General features: G+C 61.0%; 16 protein-coding genes. 3 read left to right on the forward strand and 13 right to left on the reverse strand.

The window, feature by feature from the left end; translation table 11 throughout:
- Positions 1 to 3: 3 nt before the first annotated feature.
- Complete coding sequence (locus ABRP84_RS01190; protein ID WP_239269037.1) at positions 4 to 576, reverse strand: sigma-70 family RNA polymerase sigma factor; 573 nt, start codon at positions 574 to 576, stop codon at positions 4 to 6.
- Positions 577 to 1,009: 433 nt separating this feature from the next.
- On the opposite strand from ABRP84_RS01190, the gene ABRP84_RS01195 reads away from it, so the two are divergent.
- On the forward strand, positions 1,010 to 1,306 hold the full coding sequence (locus tag ABRP84_RS01195) for a WhiB family transcriptional regulator (RefSeq protein ID WP_349852226.1): 297 nt from the start codon (positions 1,010 to 1,012) through the stop codon (positions 1,304 to 1,306).
- Between the two features lie 70 nt (positions 1,307 to 1,376).
- Here the strand turns inward: ABRP84_RS01195 and ABRP84_RS01200 are convergent, their stop codons facing one another.
- The 6 genes from ABRP84_RS01200 to ABRP84_RS01225 all read right to left on the reverse strand — a co-directional run bounded on the left by ABRP84_RS01200 (position 1,377) and on the right by ABRP84_RS01225 (position 9,095).
- Positions 1,377 to 3,707, reverse strand: a complete 2,331-nt coding sequence (locus tag ABRP84_RS01200; RefSeq protein ID WP_349852228.1) for an AAA family ATPase — start codon at positions 3,705 to 3,707, stop codon at positions 1,377 to 1,379.
- Between the two features lie 89 nt (positions 3,708 to 3,796).
- Positions 3,797 to 5,416 (reverse strand): chaperonin GroEL, encoded by a 1,620-nt coding sequence (gene groL, locus ABRP84_RS01205; protein ID WP_349852230.1) that lies wholly within the window; start codon positions 5,414 to 5,416, stop codon positions 3,797 to 3,799.
- A 9-nt stretch (positions 5,417 to 5,425) separates the two neighbouring features.
- Positions 5,426 to 5,719, reverse strand: a complete 294-nt coding sequence (gene groES / locus ABRP84_RS01210) for a co-chaperone GroES (protein WP_005277188.1) — start codon at positions 5,717 to 5,719, stop codon at positions 5,426 to 5,428.
- Positions 5,720 to 5,895: 176 nt separating this feature from the next.
- Positions 5,896 to 7,152 carry an ATP-binding protein gene (locus ABRP84_RS01215; RefSeq protein ID WP_349852232.1) on the reverse strand — a complete coding sequence of 419 codons (1,257 nt, stop codon included), beginning with the start codon at positions 7,150 to 7,152 and terminating at the stop codon, positions 5,896 to 5,898.
- A 91-nt stretch (positions 7,153 to 7,243) separates the two neighbouring features.
- A complete protein-coding gene (locus ABRP84_RS01220) occupies positions 7,244 to 8,506 on the reverse strand; it encodes an FtsX-like permease family protein (RefSeq protein ID WP_349852234.1) in 1,263 nt (420 codons plus the stop codon).
- Positions 8,490 to 9,095: an ABC transporter ATP-binding protein gene (locus ABRP84_RS01225; RefSeq protein WP_349852236.1), complete on the reverse strand. Its 606-nt coding sequence runs from the start codon at positions 9,093 to 9,095 to the stop codon at positions 8,490 to 8,492. Before ABRP84_RS01225 ends, ABRP84_RS01220 begins: the two co-directional genes overlap by 17 nt.
- A 112-nt stretch (positions 9,096 to 9,207) precedes the next feature.
- Between ABRP84_RS01225 and ABRP84_RS01230 the strand changes: the two genes are divergently transcribed.
- Complete coding sequence (locus tag ABRP84_RS01230; RefSeq protein WP_349852238.1) at positions 9,208 to 10,404, forward strand: sensor histidine kinase; 1,197 nt, start codon at positions 9,208 to 9,210, stop codon at positions 10,402 to 10,404.
- Positions 10,401 to 11,036 (forward strand): response regulator, encoded by a 636-nt coding sequence (locus tag ABRP84_RS01235; RefSeq protein ID WP_284852068.1) that lies wholly within the window; start codon positions 10,401 to 10,403, stop codon positions 11,034 to 11,036. Before ABRP84_RS01230 ends, ABRP84_RS01235 begins: the two co-directional genes overlap by 4 nt.
- Before the next feature lie 9 nt (positions 11,037 to 11,045).
- On the opposite strand, the gene ABRP84_RS01240 is transcribed toward ABRP84_RS01235, so the two are convergent.
- The 6 genes from ABRP84_RS01240 to ABRP84_RS01265 form a co-directional block, all read right to left on the reverse strand.
- Positions 11,046 to 11,474, reverse strand: coding sequence for a hypothetical protein (locus ABRP84_RS01240; RefSeq protein ID WP_349852240.1), 429 nt, complete (start codon positions 11,472 to 11,474; stop codon positions 11,046 to 11,048).
- An 89-nt stretch (positions 11,475 to 11,563) separates the two neighbouring features.
- Entirely contained in the window at positions 11,564 to 12,607 is a 1,044-nt protein-coding gene (gene tsaD, locus ABRP84_RS01245) for a tRNA (adenosine(37)-N6)-threonylcarbamoyltransferase complex transferase subunit TsaD (protein ID WP_023025263.1), read from the reverse strand.
- Positions 12,607 to 13,128: a ribosomal protein S18-alanine N-acetyltransferase gene (gene rimI / locus ABRP84_RS01250; RefSeq protein WP_349852243.1), complete on the reverse strand. Its 522-nt coding sequence runs from the start codon at positions 13,126 to 13,128 to the stop codon at positions 12,607 to 12,609. The genes tsaD and rimI overlap by 1 nt, the downstream gene beginning before the upstream one ends.
- Entirely contained in the window at positions 13,125 to 13,817 is a 693-nt protein-coding gene (tsaB, locus tag ABRP84_RS01255) for a tRNA (adenosine(37)-N6)-threonylcarbamoyltransferase complex dimerization subunit type 1 TsaB (RefSeq protein ID WP_349852245.1), read from the reverse strand. The genes rimI and tsaB overlap by 4 nt, the downstream gene beginning before the upstream one ends.
- On the reverse strand, positions 13,817 to 14,326 hold the full coding sequence (locus ABRP84_RS01260; RefSeq protein WP_023025258.1) for a hypothetical protein: 510 nt from the start codon (positions 14,324 to 14,326) through the stop codon (positions 13,817 to 13,819). The genes tsaB and ABRP84_RS01260 overlap by 1 nt, the downstream gene beginning before the upstream one ends.
- Before the next feature lie 174 nt (positions 14,327 to 14,500).
- Positions 14,501 to 16,090 carry an aspartate:alanine exchanger family transporter gene (locus tag ABRP84_RS01265; RefSeq protein ID WP_284869772.1) on the reverse strand — a complete coding sequence of 530 codons (1,590 nt, stop codon included), beginning with the start codon at positions 16,088 to 16,090 and terminating at the stop codon, positions 14,501 to 14,503.
- Between the last annotated feature and the right edge of the window lie 12 nt (positions 16,091 to 16,102).

Below are 16,102 nucleotides of genomic sequence, written 5' to 3' on the forward strand. Positions count from 1 at the left end.
GCTTTAGCCCTCGGTGGCTAATTGTTGCCCAAGGGCCTTTCGCAATTGTGCGAGAGCTCGGTGCTGTGCGACGCGAACCGCACCCGGGGTGGACCCCACGATATCGGCGGTTTCTTCTGCCGAAAGCCCAACGAACACGCGCAAAATAACGATGTTTTTTGCCTTGTCACTTAAGGTATCGAGCAAGGCGCGCATTCTGTTACTACCATCATTTTCTAGCGCCCATTCCTCGGGAGTCGCCTCGTTTGCGGTGCTTTCTGGAAGCTCCTCGGCGGGCGTGGAGCGATCGCGGCCCATGGCGCGGTGGGCATCGGTGACCTTATTAAAAGCGATGCCGTAGACATAGGCCATGAAGGGTCGGCCCTTATCTTCATAGGATTCGATAGATGTGGCGACGGCGAGGCAGATTTCTTGGGTCACGTCCTCCGCGGTGGGCTGGCGCCCGCCACCGATGCGCGCACGACAATAGCGCAGCACCTGCGGATGAATAATTTGCAGGATAGATTGCAGTGCGCGGCGGCTTCCACCAGCGGCCAGCGGAACGAGATCCGCTAGCTCTTTATCCTTATCGCTCACGAGTGCACCCTCTGCAGACTTTTAAATCGATATTCAACCATATTTCCTCTGGGGTATTGAGCGCAAAGGGACAACGACGCTACACATCAGCAAGCTTGCAACCCGACAACCGGGCAACGCTTTTGCTTGGCGATGCCCCAGTAGGAAAAGCACCGCAATTGAGCCTGTGTCGGCGGTTTTCTTGGCTCTACACCAGGCTTTATGCCATCTGCATCATAGAAAGAGGAAAATTCATAATTCGTTAACCTTAGCCATTATTGCAGGTAAAAGGGTGTTAACGAGTCACATAAATGGAGGCAATACTTGGAAGTCAAATACTAGTAACCCTCTGTTTACCGAGACGCGACACACTACAAATCGTTGCGGTTCGCGGATGACTCTCCACCAGCCGCCAGAGTAAGAATTCTCGTCCTGTTAAAGGAGCGTAAGTAACGTGTCTCAGTCCAAGTCTCCTCTCGGACCTACTGCAGATGTATGGGATTGGCAGTTGCAAGGTGCGTGCCGCGGTGAAAACTCGGACGTGTTTTACCATCCAGACGGAGAGCGTGGCCGCGCCCGCGCCCAGCGCGAAAATCGTGCCAAGGCCATTTGCAATTCCTGCCCAGTTATCGAGCTCTGCCGCGAACACGCCCTGCGATCGGCAGAACCATATGGCGTATGGGGCGGCATGAGCGAATCCGAGCGCGTCGTGGTGCTGCGCAAGCGCCGCCGCGCGACGGTCAACGCCTAATCCAAAATTTAAGTTAGCGCGTAAAACCCACACACCGCGCTCGCGGCGGGCGGGAGTGCGGGGTTCCGGATTAGCCCTGCGTAGCAAGCGCCTGCTGCAAATAACGCCCCGTGAGGGACTCCTTTGAGCCCGCTAAGTCCTTGGGCGTGCCGCTGAAGACAAGGCGGCCACCGGCAGAACCGGCACCTGGCCCGAGCTCGATGACGTGATCCGCGTGCGCGAGCACGGCGAGGTTGTGGTCGATGCAGATGACGGTATTGCCGGCATCGGCAAGCTGATCCAGCAACTGCAGGGTGCGCTCGGTATCGGCGGGGTGCAGGCCCGTGGTTGGCTCGTCTAGCACGATGACGTCTGCGGTGGACTTTTTATCGGCAAGGTGCGCGGCCAATTTAAGGCGCTGGCGCTCGCCGCCGGACAGCGTCGATAGTGGCTGGCCAAGGCTTAAATACCCCACGCCGGCAGCAACGAGCGTGTCACAAATCTTGGCGGCGGCGGGCACTTTGACGCTGCGCAAATAGTCGGCGGCGCGGGAGGCAGACAGTTCGAGGACATCGGCAATATTAAGCTCGCCCAAGCGGTACTCCAGCACGTCGGCGGAAAAACGCCGACCCTGGCAGATTTCGCAGGGAACATCCACGCCGTCCATGACGCCGAGTTCCACATACACCACGTCCGCGCCATTACACTTCGGGCACGCGCCTTCGGAATTGGCGGAGAAGAGGCCGGATTTTACTCCATTGGCCTTGGCAAAGGCCTTGCGGATGGGGTCAAGCGCACCGGTATAGGTCGCTGCGTTGGACCGGCGCGATCCCTTAATGACACTTTGCCCGATGTGCAAGAGCCTGTCTCCTGCTACCTCTGGCAGGCACGCGGCCAGCGAGGACTTGCCGGAGCCGGCCACCCCGGCGATGACGGTGAGCACTCCCTCCGGAATATCGACATCGATTCCTTGGAGGTTATTGCGCTGCGCGCCGCGGATGGCAAGCGCCTTGGTGGATTCGCGCACCGATTCTTTCAGCGTGGCGGGATCCGCGAGGTACTGCGCGGTTATGGTGCCGCTGCGCCGCAGCTGTGCAGGGGTTCCCTCGAAGACGATGGTGCCGCCTTCGGCGCCCGCACCGGGCCCGAGATCGACAACGCGATCCGCGATGGCGATGGTGGACGGGTTGTGCTCGACCACGAGGATGGTATTTCCCTTATCGCGCAGCCGCAGCAGCAGGTTATTGATGCGCTCGCAATCGTGCGGATGCAGGCCGGCGGTGGGCTCGTCGAAGACATAGGTGACATCGCTGAGCGGCGAGCCCATGTGGCGCACCATGCGGGTGCGCTGGGCTTCACCGCCGGACAGGGTCCCGGTGGCGCGCGATAAGGTGAGATAGCCTAGGCCCAGCTCGATGGCGGTGTCGACGGCGGCAGAAATAGCATCTACCAGCGGCTGGGCGGAAGGAAGATCGAGCTGGGTAAGCCAGCCGTAAAGGTCTGTCAGCTCCATCTCGCAGACATCGGCGATAGACGCCCCGGCGATATAGGACTCGCGGGCATGGGGCGCCAGCCGGGTGCCGGCGCACTCAGGGCAATCCACGAAGACTACGGCCTGCTCGACGAAGGCGCGCATGTGCTTTTGCAGGCTTTCGACCGGCTTGCTCAATACGTTGGTGCGCAAGCGCGTGGCAAGGCCCATATAGCTCATGTTGACGCCGCCGACCTTGGTCTTGGTCTCGGTGAAATACAGGTTGTGCTTTTGCTCTTTACTGAACTCGCGCACCGGGACGTCATCGGGGTACAGGCCGGATTCGGCGTAAGCGCGCCACATCCAGGAGCCGGGCTTCATGCCGGGATAGATAATGGCGCCATCGGCAAGCGAAAGCTCCTCATCAACCAAGCAGGATAAATCGATATCGGATACCTGCCCCGTGCCCTCACACTTGGGGCACATGCCGCCGGTGCGTTCGAAGCGGCGAACCTCCTTGGTGCCGTTGACCTCGATCGCACCCTGGCCAGAGGCGGAGGGAACGTTGAAAGAATAGGCCGCGGGGCCGCCGACGCGCGGGGACGCGGCGCGCGAGAACAGCACGCGCACAAGGCCGGTGATATCGGTGGCGGTGCCAAAGGTAGAACGCGACGAGGCCGCCATGGGCTCCTGCCCCACCACGATGGCGGCGGTGAGGTGAGCCAAGCTATCCACATCCGGGCGGGCCAGCGACGGCATAAAGCCTTGGACGAAGCCGGGATAGGTTTCATTGACCAAGCGCTGCGATTCCGCCGCAACGGTATCGAAAACGAGCGAAGATTTACCGGAACCGGAAACGCCGGTAAAAATGGTCAGCTTGCGCTTGGGGATGTCCACCGAAACATCGCGCAGGTTATTTTCCCGCGCGCCGGTAATAATAATGCTCTCCACGAGCTTCAAGTCTAAACCAAAAGCCCCGCCGTGCCCTCCCCTGACTTGGCGGGAGAAGGTGCGGCGGGCTCTGGGCTATAGCGCAGGAATTAGTGGTGGTGATGGCCGTGACCGGCCTCAGCGTTGTCTTCTTCCTGCGGCTTTTCCACGACGGATGCCTCGGTGGTAAGAACCATGCGGGCAACGGAGGTGGCATTGACCACTGCGGAGTGGGTGACCTTCACGGGATCGATGATGCCGTTATCGATGAGGTTGCCGTACTCCAGGGAGTTGGCGTTAAAGCCTTCACCGTTGGCCATCTCAGATACGCGGGAGACGATGACAGAACCATCGAGGCCTGCGTTTTCTGCGATCCAGAATGCCGGGCGGGTCAGAGCACGGGCAACGGCGAGCACGCCGACCTTTGCCTCGCCCTCGAAGTCCTGGGCAAAGGACTCGAGTTCCTTGGAGATCTGTACCAGCACGGAACCGCCGCCGGCGATGACGCCTTCTTCTACGGCCGCGCGGGCGGCGTTGATGGCGTCCTCGACGCGCAGCTTACGCTCGTTGACCTCGGTCTCGGTTGCGGCACCGACGCGGATAACGGCGACGCCGCCGGAGAGCTTAGCCAAGCGCTCCTCGAGCTTTTCCTTATCCCACGTGGAATCGGTGCGGGCGATTTCGCCGCGGATCTGTTCACGGCGTTCATCGAGGGCTGCGGCGCTGCCGCCGCCATCGACAAGCACGGTGTCTTCCTTGGTGATGGTCACGCGGCGCGCGGAACCCAGCACCTCGAGGCCGACCTCGTTCAGGTTGACGCCCACCTCAGGGTCCACCACGGTGGCGCCGGTAACTACGGCCAAGTCATCCATGAAGCCCTTGCGGCGCTCGCCAAAGTACGGTGCCTTTACGGCAGCAACCTTCAGGACCTTGCGGATGGAGTTAACCACGAGCGCCTGCAGCGGCTCGCCCTCGACGTCTTCCGCGATGATGAGGGTCGGGCGGTTGGTTTCCGCGATCTTTTCCAGCAGCGGCAAGAAATCCGGCAGGGAAGAAATCTTGTTACGGACGAGCAAAATGGCGGCATCGTCAAGCACGGCGTGGTTGGTCTCTTCCTCCGTAGCGAAGTACGGGGAAAGGTAGCCCTTGTCAAAGGAAATACCTTCGGTGACATCCACGGTGGAGTCCATGGTCTGGGACTCCTCGACGGTGACGACGCCGTCCTTGCCCACCTTTTCCATGGCGCCGGCAACCATCTCGCCGACCTCCGGATCGCGGGAGGACACGGTGGCTACCTGCGCGATTTCGGAGGCGGAGTTGACTGGGGTGGCGCGTGCCTTGAGCTCCTCGACGGCCTTTTCCGCCGCTGCGGAGATGCCGCGGTTGAGCTCAATCGGGTTAGCGCCGGCGGCAACGTTGCGCAGGCCCTCAAAGATGAGCGCCTGGGCCAGCAAGGTCGCGGTGGTGGTGCCGTCGCCGGCGATGTCGTTGGTCTTGACCGCAACGGACTTCACCAGCTGCGCGCCGAGGTTCTCGAAGGGCTCCTCGACGTCGATATCGCGGGCGATAGTCACGCCGTCATTGGTAACGGTCGGGCCACCGAAGGCCTTGGACAATACGACGTTGCGGCCGCGCGGGCCGAGGGTGACCTTGACGGCATCAGCCAGCGTATCGACGCCGCGCTGAATTCCCTCGCGGGCTTCTTGGTCGAATGCAATAAGCTTTGCCATAAGTAGTTCCTACTTCTCGATGATGGCGAGGATGTCGCGCTGGCTCAGCAGCAAGTACTCTTCACCGTCGTACTTCAGCTCGGTGCCGCCGTAGCGGGAGAAGACAACGGTGTCGCCTTCCTTAACGTCCATAGGGATGCGGTCATCGTCGTCTTCCCAGCGGCCCGGGCCGACGGCGATAACGGTTGCTTCCTGCGGCTTTTCCTTTGCCGAATCCGGGATAACCAGGCCGGATGCGGTGGTGGATTCTGCTTCTACGATCTGTACGAGGACGCGGTCCTCAAGCGGCTTAATAGTTGCCATGATGTTTCCTCCGTATTGTTCGTTTGCGCACCTTAATGGCGCGCGCGTGCCGGTTGTGGATGTCCAGCACAGCCGTCGTCGCGGGTGAACAACTGTGGGTCAAACAACCTGATTAGCACTCTACCCTCGTGACTGCTAACCCTCAACAACGACGCGACCCCCGTTGCCGAGCCGCGCTACGGTGCCAAGTGCGTCAGGGACACCACGTGTACTCCGCTCGGATGCCGAAAGCTCAGGTTTCCTCCCGTCACGATCATCAAGACGGGCGGGACCTCCCAATCAAAGCGTTCTGCAAAGGCCTGCAAATTGCTTGCCGCCTTCTCAATGATCTCTTGGCTTTGCCCCAATTTAATTTCTACGAAAACGGTCCTTCCTGCCAGCTCAAATACCGCATCTACTTCCAGCCCAGATGCGTCACGGGCATGAAAAATGCGCTTTCCACTTAACACCGCTAAGTCATGGACTACTTGGGATTCAAAAAGCTGCCCGGCAAAGGCAAGGTTGCGCAGCAACTTGTCTGGGGACGCGTCCACGGCAGCAGCGGCCAACGCCGGATCCGCCAGATGCCTCTTCGGTGCCGTTCGAAGGCTAGCCCGCGAGCGAAGATGGGAGGACCATGCCAATTGTTCTTCCACGATGAAGATGCGCTGCAACGCAGCAAGGTACTCGCTGACCGTAGCCCTTTGCGCACCAATATCGGTAGCAGTAGAAGAAATGGGCTGTTCTGTGGCTACCCCACGGGCAAGCGAACGAATAAGTGTCGTTACTTTTACCGGGTCCCTTCGCACACCATCGGCGGCTTTAATATCCACGTGGGCCACAGTATCGATATAACTGCGCAGATTCTCCTGCGCCGCCTCAACGGAATAATTCCGGTTTGCGGGCCAGCCTCCGTGCGCGATGCGCTCGATAATCCCTGCAACATTCACGACCGTTTCCCCATTCGACTGCGGGGGTTCCTGAGCTACCAATTCGGCTAATGATACTGCGCCATTAGAATGCCCCGACTCATAAAAACTGAAGGTCTTCATCCGCAGCCTGGCGATACGCCCCGCACCCGAGTGCCTGGATTGTTCCTCCATTGGCGCAGTCGACCCAGTAAGAATGAACTGCCCAGGCGCTTGCCGGCGGTCAATTTCATGCCGCACCAAGTTCCACAACTGCGGTTTTTCTTGCCACTCATCAAAAACTCGCGGCGTATCCCCCTCCAACGCCAAATCCGGGACGATGCTGAGCTGCATGTCGAGGTTTAAATCCGTATCCACCTGGACAAGACTGCCCGCAATTTGCCGAGCGGTCGCGGATTTCCCACAGCCCTTTGGGCCTTCTATCAACACTCCACCGGATCGCTGCAGGGCTCCATGAAGCCGCGAATCCTCTACTCGCGAAAGATAAACATAGCCTTCTTGACCAGTCATTTTAAACCCATCCATCAGTTTGAGTGCGTTTCACCCATCAGAATATCAGAGTTTCACCCATCAGTTTGAGCGCGTTCTACCCATCAGAATATCGGCGATTCATCCATCAGTTTATGCGGATCTGGGCGGTTGAGCGCAGGAATCCCGCGAGAATGAGCTTGACCGCACACAGCGCAAGGAACATTGCACCAAAAATCGCGCCGAACGGCGCCCACCACACTCCGGCAAGGCTCTCCCGCAGCGCGCTCATCCCAGAATAAGAGTCGGGATACAACAGCTCGTTGAGCACCGAGACCACCGCCACGCTCAAGGCGATGACTAGGGCCGCAGCAGTAACAGTCAGGCAAAATGCCTCGCCCACCTGCACCCGCACCCACGCTGCTGGTGAGGCACCGGCCAACCGCAGTCCGCGAACATCGCTGGCGATGCGCGAGCGCATAATGAGTGAAGTCAACACCGCACCAACGATGCTTGGGGCCACGACTGGGCCGAGAAACGCCGCGAAGACCTGCCCCGACGACAAGGTGTCTAAGTCGCCCATACTACTTTTGAACATCCTTATCCCCGAGCCGACCGCGACAATCAAGCCACCAAACAGCACCCACGGGACGATATGGGGCACGGAAAAGCGGCGGCGCACCCGCACATTGGCCCCGGCGATGCCGCATAGTCGCGTCCATTGGTCCACGGCGGGCATGAGCCATGGCGTCATGAATGCCACCAGGATGACCAGCCCCATGGAAGCGGCGATGCTATCGGCCGGGTCCTCTATCTGCAGGCAGCCGTACACAGCACCGCCCACCAAACCGGCAGCCACAAGGCAGCGCAGCATCACCCACACGCGGCGCGGTTCCACCCGCGGGCGCAAGACCCGGCGCAGTGGTACTAGGGCACCGCAGACCGCCGATGCCACGCAAATGGATACAGCGATGCGGATGACTAGCGGGGTAATGGCCAACTCCGGCATGGGGATCCCGTCACTGCGAAAGGCCGCGGCCATGGGGTCAACAAACAGGGGTGCAGCGAAGGTCCCTATCAGCGCAGCGATAGCGCTCACGGCAATCACCTGCCCCACGATGAAGCTATTGATCATCCACCCAGGCATACCAATCATGCGCCACGAGCGGTACACGGGTTCGCGTTCTTCAATACTCAGCCGCATCTGCGACAGCGTGATCAACACAACTGTGCAGACCGCCATGCCCAGCACGGTGCCGCCGAGAGGCCCCGTGGGATCATCGTCCGCGTCCGAGGTGGCCACCAGCATCGATACCGCCAGCGCGCACGCGGCCGATGAGACCACCATGGTCAGTGCGACGGCAAGCCAGGATAGCCAATTGTTTTGTAAATCCTTAAGCCACACCAGCATGATTGGCCTCCTGGAGCTCAATGATGCGATCGGCGTTTTCTGCGGCAAGGTGCGAATGGGTCACCATGACCACCGCTGCCCCGTCTCGTGCGGCGGTACGCAGATGGGTGAGGACGAGTTCGGCGGTGGCATCGTCAAGCGCGCCCGTAGGCTCATCGGCAAAGATATACGGCGCACCGGACAGCACGGCGCGCGCTACCGCGACGCGCTGCTGCTGACCGCCGGAAAGCTGCCCGGGCAGGCGGCGCTCCAGCCCGTCAAGCCCCAAAGACGCGAAGGTTTTCTGCACCTCGTCGCGGCTGCAACGCCGACCAGAAAAGTGCGCGGTCAACGTGGCATTGCGCTGCGCATTCAGCGATTCCAGCAGATTATAGTCCTGGAAGACGAAGGCGCGCTCCTTGCGCCCCGGAGCGTTGACCGTACCGGAGCTGGGCTTATCCAGCCCGGATAGCAGGTTCAACAGCGTTGTCTTGCCGCTGCCGGATGGCCCCATAATCGCGACAAATTCCCCCGGCTCGATGCTTAGGTCCACCTCGGCGAGTGCGGTATGGCTGCCGTAGCGCTTGCTCAGATTCTGTGCTTTCAACATGCCCTCCATTCCACCGGCCGTGCCCCGCACGCGCGATGGGGAAGGCTGCCCGAAAAATGGTGGGGCTAGCTCTACTGCCACCACCCCGGCGCGGGGGCTAGGCTGAACGGATATGCGAACTGTCAAGGCCAATGGGTGGAGCCTCGCCCTCGGAGTGCTCGCGCTTCCGGGACTGGTGGTCTCCGTACTCATGCTGCCGTGGATTCCGCTGGTAGCCCGCGCCGCGGAGTTTATCGGCCGCTTTGGTGCGAGGTGGATGGGCGTTGATATTCCCGCGCGGCGGGCCAATCGTTGGTTTGATTGGCAGCAGTTTTATCACCTTTTACTGCAGCTTCTTATTTGCGTGGCCTGCTTTACCAACTGGGTCTTTGTCGGTTTTGTCGCGGGCGTATTAGTTATCGCACCGTTTATTCCGCAGGCCGAGTTCAACGTCGGCGAGTGGACCACCGATAATCGCCCATTGATTTTTGTCGTGTGCTGGCTCGCGGCCGCAGTGCTCCTCGCTTTGCTGGTGGTGCTCAACCGCCTGCTGGTCAAGGCCTCTATTTCTTTAACCCGGCTCGCGCTGAGCCCCTCTGCCCAGGAGTTGGCGGCCTCGCGCGCCACGCTTATTGATGCCTTTTCGGGCGAGCGCCGCCGCATCGAGCGCGAGCTCCACGATGGTCCGCAGCAGTACCTGACCGCGCTCAAGCTCAACCTGGCAGCGGCCAAACTCCAGTCTCCGCCCGAGGCTCAGCAGGCGCTTGCCGATGCCGAACATAACGCCACCCATGCCCTATCCGCCCTGCGCGCTACCGTGCGCGGCATTGCACCACAGGTGCTTTTCGATGACGGCCTCATCCCCGCCCTCGATGAACTCTTGGCCCACAGCGGGCTCGACGCGGAATTGCACGTTGAAGGCGCAGAACGCTCCATTGGGGAAACGACGGCGCTACTGGCCTACCACGCGGTAGCAGAAGCACTAACCAACGCGTCCACCCACGGCGCGGCCACCGCCGCCACCGTGTCCATATCTTTTGGCGACGATCTCCGCGTGAGCGTCCGCGATAATGGCGTCGGCGGCCTCTCCGCAGGAGGAGGCCCTAGCGCGTCCGGCCCCGCGCATTCCCGTGCCGGCGTTGGTACCAGCGCCGACACAGGTGGCAAAGCGACTAGCGCAAAGACCACCGGGGCAACCGCGGGCACAGGGCTGGCCGGGCTGCGCGAGCGGGCCGCGGCACTTGGCGGCACCGTCGACTTCTCCCCTGCCCGTACAAAGGGACAAGGAGCAACCTTCACCATGTCACTACCGCTAAAGGAGGCCCGATGAAACTCTTATTGGCAGAGGATTCTGCCCTCTTGCGCGCCGGGCTAGAACAGCTTTTGACGGCACTGGGCCATAGCGTGACCGCTGTCAACGATGCCGAGGAATTGCGCGCCTGCGCGGGCAGCGATGACTTCGATCTGATCATTAGCGATGTCCGCATGCCGCCTACCATGAGCGATGATGGCTTGCGTGCCGTGCACGATGTGCGTGCGGCGGACCCGTCGCAACCGGTGGTGGTGCTCAGCCAATACGTGGCGGCGAGCTACTTGGACCGGCTCTTAGAGCACGGCGGATTCGGCTACCTGCTCAAGGAGCGCGTATCCGATGTGGACGAATTCGTGCACACCCTTGAGGAAGTGGCGGGTGGTGGCACCGTCGTCGACCCAGAAGTGGTCACCGCCTTGCTATCCGCGCGGCGCACGGGGCTGAGCCAATTAACCGCCCGCGAACGCGAGGTTTTAGGGCTCATGGCGCAGGGCTTGAGCAATCAAGAAATTGAAGACGCGCTGGTATTAACCGCGGGCGCGGTGAGCAAGCACGTGTCCAATGTTTTTCTCAAGCTCGGGTTTCGTCCCGAAGACGCCAATCGCCGCGTTAAGGCCGTGCTGATGTGGCTGCGCCACACCGAGCGTTAAAAAGGGTGCTTATGCGCTCTTTGTGGAGTTGATGACCGCAGCGCGCCAGAGCGTGTACTCGTCCGGGAAATCCTCGCGGTAGTTTTTCACCGCACGGATGCCGTGCTCGACGGAAGCGATGACCTCGTCGATGGAGTCCTCTTCGCCCTCTGCATCCACGAAGATAACTGGGCCGCTGATAGCGCGGATGGGATCTTGTAAAAAGGCGGAGTTTCCCGTGTCGGCGGCATTGCGCGCCAGGGAAGCAACCGGGTTGGGCTCGGCGCCTTCCTGCTTAGCTTCTGGTTTATACAGCGCGGCGTAGGTCGTCCCGTCATCTTGAAAGACGACGGAGACGCGACCCTCGGTGGTGCCGCCCAAAAACTGGTTGGCGTGTTCTAATTCGAACTCGATTTTTCGGCGAGTGAGATCGGGGTTGACGAGGAAACCAACGGTCATGAGAGAAAGCTCCTTTAAAGCCGAGAGGGCATGAACGCGTTAAAGGTTACCGCTCCCTCCCCCACCCTGCAGTGCGAGGAAGAAGAACTTTAGGTTAATTGTGGCTGTTCCACATCCAATTGCGTATCGGTACCGATACCCAGGCTCGACGGCGCAGCCCCCTCATGAATGAGCTGGGCGCCAAGTGCTGCAATCATCACGCCGTTATCGGTGCACAGGTTAAACCGCGGCACGCGCAGCTCGACACCCGCGGCGTTGCAGCGCTCGGCGGCTAGCTCCCGCAGCCGGGAATTGGCCACAACGCCACCACCGAGCAGCAGCACCTTCGCCCCGGTATCCTCGCAGGCGCGAATGGCCTTCGCGGTCAGCACATCGGCCACGGCCTCTTGGAACGAGGCGCATACATCCTCCACGGAGATGGTCTCACCGGCCTTTTCGGCGCGCTCCACATAGCGCGCAACGGAGGTCTTGAGCCCCGAGAAGGAAAAATCATGCCGGTGCTCGCCGCGCAGATCTTCGGCGCGCGACATGCCACGTGGGAAGTCGATGGTGGGTTTTCCGCGGGCAGCCAGCTTATCAATGACCGGCCCGCCCGGGTACCCCAGCCCTAGGAGGCGGGAGACTTTGTCGTAGGCCTCACCGGCGGCATCGTCAAGCGTGGAGCCCAACTCGCGCATGGGCTTTCCCACGGCCTCGACTTCGAGCAACTGCGTGTGCCCGCCGGAAACCAGCAGCGCGACCGAGTGCGGCAGGCTCTCGCCCTCAAGGTTGGCCACCGCCACATGGCCGCCGAGGTGGTTGACGCCATAAAAAGGCACGCCCCACGCGGCGGCATAAGCCTTGGCTGCGGAAGCACCCACGAGCAGGGCTCCGGCCAGGCCCGGGCCCACGGTGGCGGCAATGGCATCGGGCTTATCGATGCCCGCCTCCTCCAGCGCCGCCCGCATCACCTGCGGCATGGCCTCTAGGTGCGCGCGGGAGGCGATTTCGGGCACGACGCCGCCAAAGCGCGCGTGCTGCTGCATTGACGAAGCAACGGCATTGGCGATGATCTCCATGTGGCCGTCTTGGTCCAGCTCGACAATGCCCACCCCGGTCTCATCGCAGGAGGACTCGATGCCCATGACCTTCATTACTGCTCCTTTGCTTCGCGCTGGCTTGTTTGTGGCGACTGGCTGGGGCGCACCATGACGTGCGCATCCGCGCCGGAGGGCTGATAATAATTGCGGCGAATCCCCTCGATGCTAAAGCCATAGCGCCGGTATAGCTCGATGGCGGGATCGTTTCCCACGCGCACTTCTAAGAAGATGGGCGCGCTTTTTAAGTCCGCGATGTAGCAAATATTGTCCATCATCATGCGCGCGATGCCGCGGCGCTGGGCCTTAGGATCAACGCCAATGGTGTGGATTTCAAACTCGGGGTCCGCGGCTGGGCCCATCATGCCGATGCCGGCATAGCCCAATAAGACCGGCTCCTCGCCGTCCTCCGGCGATGCGGGATCTAGGGCGCCTTCCACCCCGAGGTAGAAGTTGAACGGCTGGGCCATTTCTTGCTCAAATACCGCTTCTGTCCACGGGGTTTCACCAGGAAAAAGCACCTTTTCCAGCTCAGCGCAGCGCGGGGCATCGGCGGGGGTGAGCTCGCGCAGGTTCACAGGCGCACCTCTGGAATGGCCGCGGAAAGCTGCTGCTTTTTGGGCGGAACCGCATCGGGACGGCGCAGGTACAGCGGCACGAATGGCTCCGGCTCCGCGTCGAGCTGCGCGACGGCCACCAGGCCCTCTGCGGTGAGTGCGGCTTCGCTACGTGGCAGCGCAGCAAGTTCCTCTGGCAACTGCTCAGCCAGCTTTTCCGGGATGACCACCTGCGCGACGTCTCGCACGTCAAGCTCCCCCGGCTTCGAAACGTCCGGGCCCGCGACGCGTTGTCCCGCGCGGTAGGTAGCCCAATAAATTTCCTTTCGGCGGGCATCGGTAGCAACCAGCGCTGCGTCCGCCGCGTCCCTTTCATCGGCTGCATCGGCCCCCGCTAGCGCGGCGTGCGCGATGGCATCGTGGGTGCAGACGCCGTGGAGGGGGATGGAGAGGGCATCGGCAAGCGCCTGCGCCGTAGCCATACCAACGCGCAAGCCGGTAAAGGGGCCAGGGCCCATGCCCGCAACGATGGCGTCGAGGGCGCCGAGCTCCACCCCGGCCTCACTCATCACCGCGAGGATGGTGGGCATGAGCCGTTCATTGTGCGCGCGCGTATCGGCCAGCACGCGCTGTGTTATCTGCCCAGACTCGGTGTCGACTACCCCGGTAACCAGGGCGGTCGTCGCCGTATCAATGGCCAGGACGCGCATTAGCCGACCAGCTTCCACACGCCGTCTTCACTCTGGAAGGCCAGCGGCTGGGAGCCCTGAACCAGTGGAACTCCGCCGTCGAGGCCGTGGCCCTGCTGCTCCATGGCCTTAACCTGGGTGTTGATCATCTCGCAGACCTCAACCTCGGAGGAATCCAATTCCTCTACATAGGGGTCAACGTTGTGGCCCAGCGCCATGACGTAGCTCTTGCCCTCAGGAACGACACCGTCCTCAAAAGTGATGTCATCGGGGTTGGGGGCTGCTTCCTTAACTTTATCTTCCGCCATGCCTGGGCAGATGAAGCCGATGGCGCTGTAGTCGGCGCCGTAGACATCAGACGGGATGAGCGACATTACCTCGAGGTTCCGCGGGGCATGCTGCAAGGTATTGGTGAGGTTGCCCTCCAGGGAATCCTCATCACGCAGGGTAGCCCCGGCAACGAGCACCATCATCACAATGATAAATAGCGCGATAATGGTCGTGGTCAGGTTGCGTGCAAATTTAGTCATGGGGTGAGTAACGCTCCTCGGGTCAAGGGGGTCCTATATGTACATATGGTGAAGTGATTGTCAGTTCTATTTCCGAGGCTACTCGGCGGCCAACAAGCACTCACCCACTGGGTAGTGCCTGCCAGTGTAGGCGGCTTACCCAGTGGGTGAATAATTAGCGCGGGACATATGGGGCTAAAGCAATAACAATAGCAGCACCTGAGCGGCGATAATCTTGCCAATGATGGTGGTTGGATACACCGTTGCCCAGCCGCGCCCGGCAAGCTCCGTGCCGGTTTGGCCCCGGATATAGGCAAATACTGCTGGGTTCGTGGTCATGCCGGCTGCACAACCCATGGCCTCGTCCCACTTCAAGCACAGCACCAGCATGCCGATGACGCCGATGAGGATGGCCGATACCAAGGTAATGATAAAGCCAACGCCGATGATGGTCAGCGAGGACGGATCCGTCAGGGCATCGCGGAACGATGCGCCTGCCGATGTCCCCACGCCCGCCAGGAAGAGCGTCAGTCCCAGGTTCGAGAGGGTTTCCCTGGTATGGAAGGGCATCTGCCAATTGATGGGGCCGGTGCGGTTCAGGTAACCGAGGATGAGGCCGACCACGACGGGACCGCCACCAAAGCCCAGCTGCAAGGTCGATCCGCCCGGCATGGGGATGGGAATAAGGCCCAACAGCATGCCCAAGGTCAAACCGATGGACATGGACAATAGGTCAGCGTTGCCGAGCGCCGATTCAGAATCGCCCAAGTACTTGCGCACCTCGCGCACGTGGTGCGAGCTACACACCACGCGCACGCGGTCGGAGTAGTTCAGCACCATATCTGGGTGCGGGACCGCATCGCTATCGCCCTTGCGCACGCGCGCGATGATGAAGCCATGCTCGAGCGCATCGATATCGCGGATGCGCTTGCCCGCGACCTTCGGGTTCGACACGGTCACGCGCTTATACTGCAAGCCCGCCTCTGGGGTGAGCTCGACTGGGTATTCCTCACCGAGCACCTCGATGGCACCGGCGACATCCTTTTCGGAGCCATTAATAAGGAATGCCTCGCCCTTGCGCAGGGGCATATCCGGGTGCGCAAGCCGGTGGTGTTCCATATCGGAGATCTCGCGGGTAGCCACCACGGTATGCCCGGTGACGCGGTACAGGTGCCCGGCTGTATCCGGGAAGTCTTTGGTCAGCCGTACGCCTTTGGCTACCAGCGGAGCGGGAATCATCCCCTCTTTCTTGGCATCTTCCTCGTGGTCCACCTTGAGGATTTTCGCGCCGATGGCGGCGACTAGGATCGCGCCGATAACCGCACCCGGGTAAGCCAGCGAATAGCCGACGACCGGGGTGGAATCGCCCAGCATATCCACCACTGCCGCCATACCTGGTGTGGACGACAGCGAACCGGCAAACATGCCGGCCGCCACATCGGTTTCGAGGCCGAAGACGCGGATGAGCCCGAAACCCACGCCGACCAACAGGATCAACATGCCGATCATAAAGACGGTCAGCTTCCAGCCACGGGTAGCAAATTCGCGAACGAACGACGGCCCGAAATTAAGGCCAATGGCATAAACAAAAATGGCCAAGCCGAATTGATAGACCAGCGGTGGAATCTGGATATCCGGATTGGCGGTAGAAAGCCCGAGCGCCACGAACATCGCTGCCGCGGCGCCAAGAGAGATGCCAAAGAATTTGATTTTGCCGATGGCCAAACCAATGGCCATGATGGCAAAAAGGGCGAGCAGAGGACTAGAGGCTAGGAGATCTAACACCCTTCAAGGATC

The sequence above is a fragment of the Corynebacterium sp. KPL2861 genome (assembly GCF_040225475.1).
Classification (GTDB): Bacteria; Actinomycetota; Actinomycetes; order Mycobacteriales; family Mycobacteriaceae; genus Corynebacterium.